A 6,904-nucleotide genomic window follows, 5' to 3' on the forward strand; every position below is an offset into this window, starting at 1 on the left:
CGATGGGCGCCATGAACTCTGTCCGGGCCCGTCTGCTGTCCGCCCTGGCCGGCCAGCTCGGGAATCCCCACGGCGTGCTCGGCAAAGGTATCGCCTTCGCGCTCAATCGCGGCAACAAGTCCGCGATCGCCGGGGCGGTCGAGGCGGCGGCCATCGTGCCGGGCAGCACCGTCGCGGACGTGGGATTCGGTGGAGGAGCAGGACTTTCCCTGCTGCTCGAGCGGGTGGGGGCCGACGGCGTGGTGCACGGCGTCGAGATCTCCGCCGACATGCTGGCGCGAGCCCGCTCGGGCCACGCGCGCGATATCGAAGCCGGTCGCCTGCGGCTGATCGAGGGTTCGCTCACCGCGCTGCCGTTGCCCGACGACGGTCTCGACGCCGCGATCACCGTCAACACCGTCTATTTCGTCCCGGATCTCACGGCGGCCTGCGCCGAACTCGCGCGGGTGGTGCGGCCGGGCGGCCGTCTGGTGATCGGTATCGGCGACCCGGACGCGATGGCGAAGCTCCCGTTCACGTCCTACGGCTTCACACTGCGTCCGGTGCCGGAGGTCATCGCGGCGCTGGAACAGGCGGGCTGCTACGTCGAGCACCGGCGGCCGGCGCATACGCCGATCCCACATCACCTTCTGGTGGCGACGCCCCGCTGACTACATCAGCGCGCCGCCGTCGACCCTGATCTCGGTGCCGGTCATGTACCGCCCGTCGTCGGAGGCGACCATGGCGACCACCCCGGCGATGTCCTCCGGGCTGCCCAGCGCTCCCCCGTTCAGCCATCCGGTCATCCGGGAGAACAGTTGCGGGTCGAACCCTTCGGGCTGATCCAGGATGGACTTCGTCGTGATACCGCTGGTGATGCCCGCCGGAACGATGTTCACCGCGCGCAAGCCCTGCTTGGCGTACTCCAGGGCGATGGCGTGGGTGAAGGCCGTCACGCCGCCCTTGGACGCCGCGTAGGAGGCGAGGTAGGGGGCCGCGCTGAAGGCCGCCGTCGAGGAGATGTTGACCACCACGCCACGGCCGGTGTCCAGCAGGGCGGGCAGCGCGGCCTGGGTCATCAGGAACGTACCGGTGAGATTCACCCTGATCACCTGGTCCCACACCTCGAGCGGCATCTCGTGGGTGCGCGCGGGGCGCAGGATGCCCGCCGCGTTGACCAGCACGTCCAGTCCTCCGAGGAAGTCGAGCGCCGCCGCGGTCGCGGTGCGCACCGAAGCCGGATCGGACGTGTCGACCTCGACCGTTCGCAGTCGTTCGGCGCCGTCGCCCGCCTTTTCCGCGGTGGCCGCCAGGCCCGCCGCGTCGATGTCGGCGGCGACCAGTTGCGCCCCTTCGTCCAGCAGCCGCAGGGCGATGCCCTGACCGATGCCGGATCCAGCTCCCGTCACCACCACGCGGCGGCCGTCAAATCTGCGCATGCCAAAAATTAGAACACGTTCTCATCCAGCGTCAAGGGACATCCGCCGTTCCCCGGGCGATCCGCAGCACCATGGCGGCCGCCGCCGAACCGTAGGCATGGCTGGCCGGCTCCGGACGGCTGGCCGGATAGTTGGAGCGATGCGTGACGACGACGCCGTTGGGCAGGGTGGCGGTCCGGTCCGCGACGGTCGCGACGCAATTGCCGCCCGCCTTGGCCACGAGGTCCACGACCACGGCCCCCGGGCCGAGCAGGTCCAAAGCCTTTTGGTCGAGCAGACGGGGGGCCGGGGAGCCACGGTGCACGGCGGTGCAGACGACAAGGTCGGGCGTCGTCGTGGCGAGCGATTCCAGCAGTGCCGCGTTGTCGTCCCGGTTCGGCACGAAACGCCCGGCGCCCGCCTCGAACGCGGCGTCCCGCTGCGCGAGGCGATTACCGACCGCCGTCGGTTTCTCGTCATCGAACGTGCGCGCGGCCGCGATCGCGGCGAGCCCGGCCGCCCCGCACCCCAGCACGAGAGCCCGGACCGGGCCGGTGCGCCGCGACGGGGAGAGCAATCGCCTGCCTTCGGCGTAACCCACCCCGCCCGCGATCCGGCTCATGGTGGTCAGCGCGTCGATCTCGGTGGTCGTCTCGTCGCGCGGCACCCGGTCGAAGGCGACCGACTCGATACCGCGGGCGCGCAACCGATCGATCTCGTGGCGGCGGTAGTGCGGATCCTGGAAGCCCACCAGCGTCGTCCCCGCGCGCAGCGGCAACGAGTCCAATTCGTACGCCGGGGGTTTCACCCACACCACGATGCCCGCGCGCTCGAATACCGTGGCGCGATCCGCGACGACCGCCCCGGACGCGCGGTAGGCCGCGTCGGCGAACCCCGCACCCTGCCCCGCGCCCGCCTCCACGACGACTCGGAGTCCCGCCGTCGAAAGTGTGCGCACGCCCTCCGGTGTGAGCGCCACGCGGGTCTCCCGGGGAGCCGTCTCACGCAGCACCCCGACGATCACCGCGTGGCCCCGGATTCCGCCACGAGGGCGGTCAGGCCGCGATCGGCCAGCGCTTCGCGATAGGTGAGTCCGCCTGCGATATCGCGGATCAGTTGCTCGAGCCGGTCGAAGAGTTCCTCGATCAGAGCGGGCGATTCGTGGCGGGGCGCTTTGCGCGGAGCGAGGACGTTCAACCGGACGCCGGGACGCAGCGAGCCGGTCCGGTCCAGCGCGACGCTGTCGACACCGGCCACGGCGAGCACCATGTCCTCCACCTGCGCACTCGTGTGCACGCCCGCCCGGTCGAGCAGAATGCGATCGAACACCAGCGAGACGAACATCCCTTCCGGGTTGCCCAGCGGTCGCAGCACATCGGCCCCGAACCGGTTGTTGATCGCGGCGATGTGACCGCGAGCCCGGTCGATCTGCGCCCGCATCAGCATGTGATTTCGGTCGAAGTAATCCTCGGGAGTGTGCTCGAGGATCGCACGCGCCAGATGGGTGGTCTCGCGCTGGAACGAGATGGTGAGCCGTTTGCGGATACGCTCCAGCCACACGATATCGCCGGTGCACGCCGCACCCATCTTGCAGGGACCGAAGGCGTTGTAGCCCTTCGAGTTTCCCGTGATGGTCAGCATGACGTCATACAGTCGCCGGATGCCCTGCTCGGTCTCCACGTGCAACGCGGCGATCGGGATGTGCGAGGCCACCAGCCGGTCGAAAGCCATGTCGCAGATGACCGGAGCGCCGCAGTCGAGCAGCACCCGTCCGATCTGCGCCAGCTCGGCCGCGGTGTAGTCCGCGACCACCGGATTGCCCGGCAGCGTGAGCAGCACGCCGCACAGTTCGCCTGTGGCACGCAGCTCGTCGAGGCAGCGGGCCAGCCGGGCGGGATCGATCTTGAACGCGTCGTCCGGGGCTACCGGGCACGACACGATCCGCAAGCCGGATTTCTCCACGTGAATGCTGGAGCTCTTGTAGAACCCCTCCGGGCACACGATGACCCCGCCGGGCCTGGCCAGGGTGGCCACGGCCTCCTCCAGGAGCATCGTGCTCGAGTACGGGCAGACGATCACCTCTTCGGCGTGCACCCGGACGCCGGGCACACCTTCCACCGGGTGCGACAGCCGGTCGAACAGCCTGCGGGCCGCCAGCTCGCGCAGGATCAGCGGCTGTCGTTTGTCGTACAGCCTGCCGTCGAGATACTCCGCCGACGGCGCGATGTGCAGGCTCTCCCGCCACGCTCGATCCAGCGCCGCGACGGCGTGCGCGTCCGGCGCCCGGCCCGTTTCGCCGTGGTAGGCGTCGATGACGCCGGAATAGCGGCGGCCGCCGGTGCCCGCGAACCACGCGTCCCGCGAAATCCGCCCGCGCACTTCCCGTTTCCTGGCCTCGGAACGATTGGTCAGCGTCGCCAGGTCGGCGAGCGGATCGGTGAGCACCTGGCTCTGAGTCACGGAACCTCGCCTTCTGAATAGTCTCCCGGTGCGGGCACGGTGTTCCATTTGTCTTGCAGCGCGGCGCGAAACTGGGTGCGGCAGTCGCCGTCGGAGAGCCGGTCGAACTCCGCCAAGGGCGGCTGCGCGACGATCTGGTCGACCACGACGGCCGATCCGGCGCGTCGGAGGTCATAGAGTTTCTCGAACCGCCGGACCGCGAACGCGACGTCGTGCTTCAGCGCGGAGAAGCGCGTCGCCACCCGAGCTTGGCGCGAGTAGTCGTACTCGCCCACCGCGACGTAGCGGTCGTCGACCACCAGCATGCTCTGCGCGTTGCGCGCGTACTCGCGCTTGACCAGCACGCTTTCCACGCCCGAGCGCGCCTGTTTCCACAACTTGTCGTCATAGGGCCACACATCGGAGATGTCATCGAGCACGTACATCCGTCGCACATCGATTTTCGGCGGATGAGCCTTGTCGGCCAGGCGCAGGATCGCCGCGTGATAGTCGTCGCCGACGTCCCCGCCGATCGTGCCCAGGTCCGCGGTATGGATCGCACGAACCGACGTGGTGGCCTGCTCGAGGATCGTCAGCCAGTCGATGACGGTGTTCCACTCCCACACCGTGGCACTGCGTGAGGGAATCTGCGCGAGAATCTCTTCGGCGCGTTCCAACTGCCGATCGGCGATAGATCGCAGCGGCTCGATCTCCTCTCGCGCCCCGGACGCGTCGATCAGGCTCTGCGCTATACCCAGCGCCCGCTCCACCAATTCGGGATCTTTGCCCAGCAGCACGTTGAATCGCATTCGCAGGTCGTAGTAGGCGCTACTGGTCGGATCGGTCGCGGGATCGGCGCTGCCGTCGGTGGGCAATTCCGCGCCGAGGGCGAGGCTCAGACGTTCCCGCAGTGCGAGCGGCGGAATCCGGCTGCCGTTCTCGATCTGCTGAATGAGACTGCGAGAGCAGCCCGCCCTGGTGGCGAGCGTCGCCTGGGTGTAGCCGCGTTCCAGTCGTAGCCTGCGAACCAAGTTGCCGACCTGCTCACGGGAGCCGGAGCCAGCCATACCGAGCCTCCATCCTGCACCTTGCGTACGCATGCTCACGCAGTGTCACGTTGCGACATTCTAATCATCAAGTGTCAAGCGGCGTCGGATGAAACGCTTTCGCCGAATTTCGTTGCCAACAAGAGATTCGACCGCACGAGCAGCGACCCGAAGCCGAGTGAAGCCAGACTGCCACACAAGCTCGAATTTCCGCTTCACAAGGTCCGCCCAGTGATGAGAAACCACAGATCGTGACATCTGTTGAGCCATATGACCATTCTCGAACTCTGACGCTTAAGAAGTATCTTCAGAAAGCGTTGAAGCTTCATTGACAGCACGAGGTGTCCTTACCTAGCCTTGTGTCAAAGCCACCGCAATTCGATTTCGGCGCAACGTGTTCCACCTACATTCGCCGACCTCGGTGGCCCGATAGCTCTAGGAGGTGCCGGACACGGATACCTCGATATGGCGCGGGCCGGGCCGCACCTGCGGCCAGGCGTGATCGACCGACTTCCGCCGCTCGCGCCGATCTGCCCGAGACCCTCGGGCCCGAGCAATTCAGGCACGGACGATTCCGCCGCGTTCGGGCCGTGGCCGAGCACGGCCACCGTCCCCGTGACGAGCGGCGGGTCCGCGTCATCCCGGAACAGAGTGAATGAGAGCGGATCATGGCACTCGACATCACCGATTCGATCATCACCAGCGACATCACCCCGGAAAGCGCGCGGCTGCTTTCCTTTTCCTCCGGCGAAGTCTGGGAACTGAGCTGGCTGCCCACCGTAGGATGGACTCGCGCACAGGCAGTCAGCGGCATGGTCCTGGACGAAATGCTCAGCGATCCCCGCACGCTCACCAGCGACCTCGCCCTCGAAGTGGCCGCCATTCACGCCGCCGAGCTGGGCCTCACCCTGCGCGAGGTGCTGATCCGGCTGTACGCCCGCATCGCCGAACGCGACAACGCGGCAGCCCGCTGCGCCGAAACGCCTCTTTCCGCCGCCTGAGCGGCCTGGTGGAGAACCGCCGGAAATGCGAGCGGCCAGGCCGCCGCTTCCGCTCCGATTCGTCCTGCTTGCCGCACGACTTCGGCGGGCGCGTAGCCCGATTCTCCGCTGGGCCGATGCCTCATCGATGCACCGGCGTCCGGCACTTGCGTGCGGCCACCGAGCGGCGAACGATTGACTGTGCGCCGGCCGCCGTCGCGGGCCGTGCGGTGTCCCGCCCCTCGGTGGACCACGATGTGACGGGCCGGCGACACCGCGGAGTGGTCACTCCGCCCCAGGAGGAACCGATGTTCATCCAAGTCATTCAAGGAAAAACCGCCGACCCCGCCCGCCTGCGCCGATGCATGGATCGGTGGAACGAGGAACTGCAGCCGGGAGCCGTCGGCTATCTCGGCACGACGAGCGGACTGTGCGACGACGGCACCTTCATCGCGCTGGCCCGATTCGAATCCGCGGAGGCCGCCCGCCGCAACAGCGAGCGTCCCGAACAGGGCGCTTGGTGGGAGGAGACCAAGCAATGCTTCGACGGCCCGGTCACCTTCATGGATTGCGCCGATGTCACGCAGTGGATGGGCGGCGGCTCGGACCGCGCCGGATTCGTGCAGGTCATCGAGGGTCACACGCGTGACGCGCGCCGGATGCGCGAGATCTTGGCGCAGTCGGGCGATCGGGTGCACGAAGTACGCCCGGAGATTCTCGGCGGCACGCTGGCCACCTTCGGCGACGACGGATTCGTCGAGACGGTGTACTTCACCTCCGAAGCCGAAGCCCGCGAACACGAGAAGATGGAGATACCGGACGATCTGCGGTCGCTGTTCGAGGAGGAGAACGCGCTGATGGGCGACGCCACCTACTTCGACCTGCATGAACCGCAGCTGAGTTCACCCCAGAAGTAGTGGCTTGCCGACCCCGGTCGAGTCATTCCCACATGAGGGAAGAGGTAGCGCGCCGCCAAAAAAGTTCCAATAGGACAATGTCTTCTCTCGGTGTCGTTGACGCAGGGTGAAGGGTTTGCCGCGGT

Annotated in this window: 7 protein-coding genes; 3 read left to right on the forward strand and 4 right to left on the reverse strand. The window is 67.6% G+C overall.

The window, feature by feature from the left end; genetic code table 11:
• Positions 1-11 precede the first annotated feature (11 nt).
• A complete protein-coding gene (locus GVY39_RS08930; protein ID WP_159922297.1) occupies positions 12-650 on the forward strand; it encodes a class I SAM-dependent methyltransferase in 639 nt (212 codons plus the stop codon).
• On the opposite strand, the gene GVY39_RS08935 is transcribed toward GVY39_RS08930, so the two are convergent.
• Genes GVY39_RS08935 through GVY39_RS08950 form a run of 4 tightly spaced genes read right to left on the reverse strand, consistent with a single transcriptional unit; the run spans position 651 to position 4,903 of the window.
• Positions 651-1,418: an SDR family NAD(P)-dependent oxidoreductase gene (locus GVY39_RS08935; protein ID WP_159922295.1), complete on the reverse strand. Its 768-nt coding sequence runs from the start codon at positions 1,416-1,418 to the stop codon at positions 651-653. It lies immediately after the preceding gene.
• Positions 1,419-1,449: 31 nt separating this feature from the next.
• Entirely contained in the window at positions 1,450-2,421 is a 972-nt protein-coding gene (locus tag GVY39_RS08940) for a hypothetical protein (protein ID WP_321212403.1), read from the reverse strand.
• On the reverse strand, positions 2,418-3,857 hold the full coding sequence (locus GVY39_RS08945) for a pyridoxal phosphate-dependent aminotransferase (protein ID WP_159922291.1): 1,440 nt from the start codon (positions 3,855-3,857) through the stop codon (positions 2,418-2,420). The genes GVY39_RS08940 and GVY39_RS08945 overlap by 4 nt, the downstream gene beginning before the upstream one ends.
• Positions 3,854-4,903, reverse strand: coding sequence for a helix-turn-helix domain-containing protein (locus tag GVY39_RS08950; RefSeq protein ID WP_159922289.1), 1,050 nt, complete (start codon positions 4,901-4,903; stop codon positions 3,854-3,856). The genes GVY39_RS08945 and GVY39_RS08950 overlap by 4 nt, the downstream gene beginning before the upstream one ends.
• 647 nt (positions 4,904-5,550) lie before the next feature.
• Between GVY39_RS08950 and GVY39_RS08955 the strand changes: the two genes are divergently transcribed.
• Together GVY39_RS08955 and GVY39_RS08960 are read left to right on the forward strand one after the other, a co-directional pair.
• Entirely contained in the window at positions 5,551-5,883 is a 333-nt protein-coding gene (locus GVY39_RS08955) for a hypothetical protein (RefSeq protein ID WP_159922287.1), read from the forward strand.
• A 287-nt stretch (positions 5,884-6,170) separates the two neighbouring features.
• Positions 6,171-6,779 (forward strand): hypothetical protein, encoded by a 609-nt coding sequence (locus tag GVY39_RS08960; RefSeq protein ID WP_159922285.1) that lies wholly within the window; start codon positions 6,171-6,173, stop codon positions 6,777-6,779.
• Positions 6,780-6,904: the final 125 nt, after the last annotated feature.

Source organism: Nocardia sp. CY15 (assembly GCF_009829295.1).
GTDB lineage: Bacteria > Actinomycetota > Actinomycetes > Mycobacteriales > Mycobacteriaceae > Nocardia > Nocardia sputi.

What these genes read in the sequence shown, in the direction of transcription:
- GVY39_RS08960 (WP_159922285.1), top strand. Translation starts at nt 6,171, where the DNA reads ATGTTCATCCAAGTCATTCAAGGAAAAACCGCCGACCCCGCCCGCCTG.
- GVY39_RS08955 (WP_159922287.1), top strand. Translation starts at nt 5,551, where the DNA reads ATGGCACTCGACATCACCGATTCGATCATCACCAGCGACATCACCCCG.
- GVY39_RS08950 (WP_159922289.1), bottom strand. Translation starts at nt 4,903, where the DNA reads ATGGCTGGCTCCGGCTCCCGTGAGCAGGTCGGCAACTTGGTTCGCAGG.
- GVY39_RS08930 (WP_159922297.1), top strand. Translation starts at nt 12, where the DNA reads ATGAACTCTGTCCGGGCCCGTCTGCTGTCCGCCCTGGCCGGCCAGCTC.
- GVY39_RS08935 (WP_159922295.1), bottom strand. Translation starts at nt 1,418, where the DNA reads ATGCGCAGATTTGACGGCCGCCGCGTGGTGGTGACGGGAGCTGGATCC.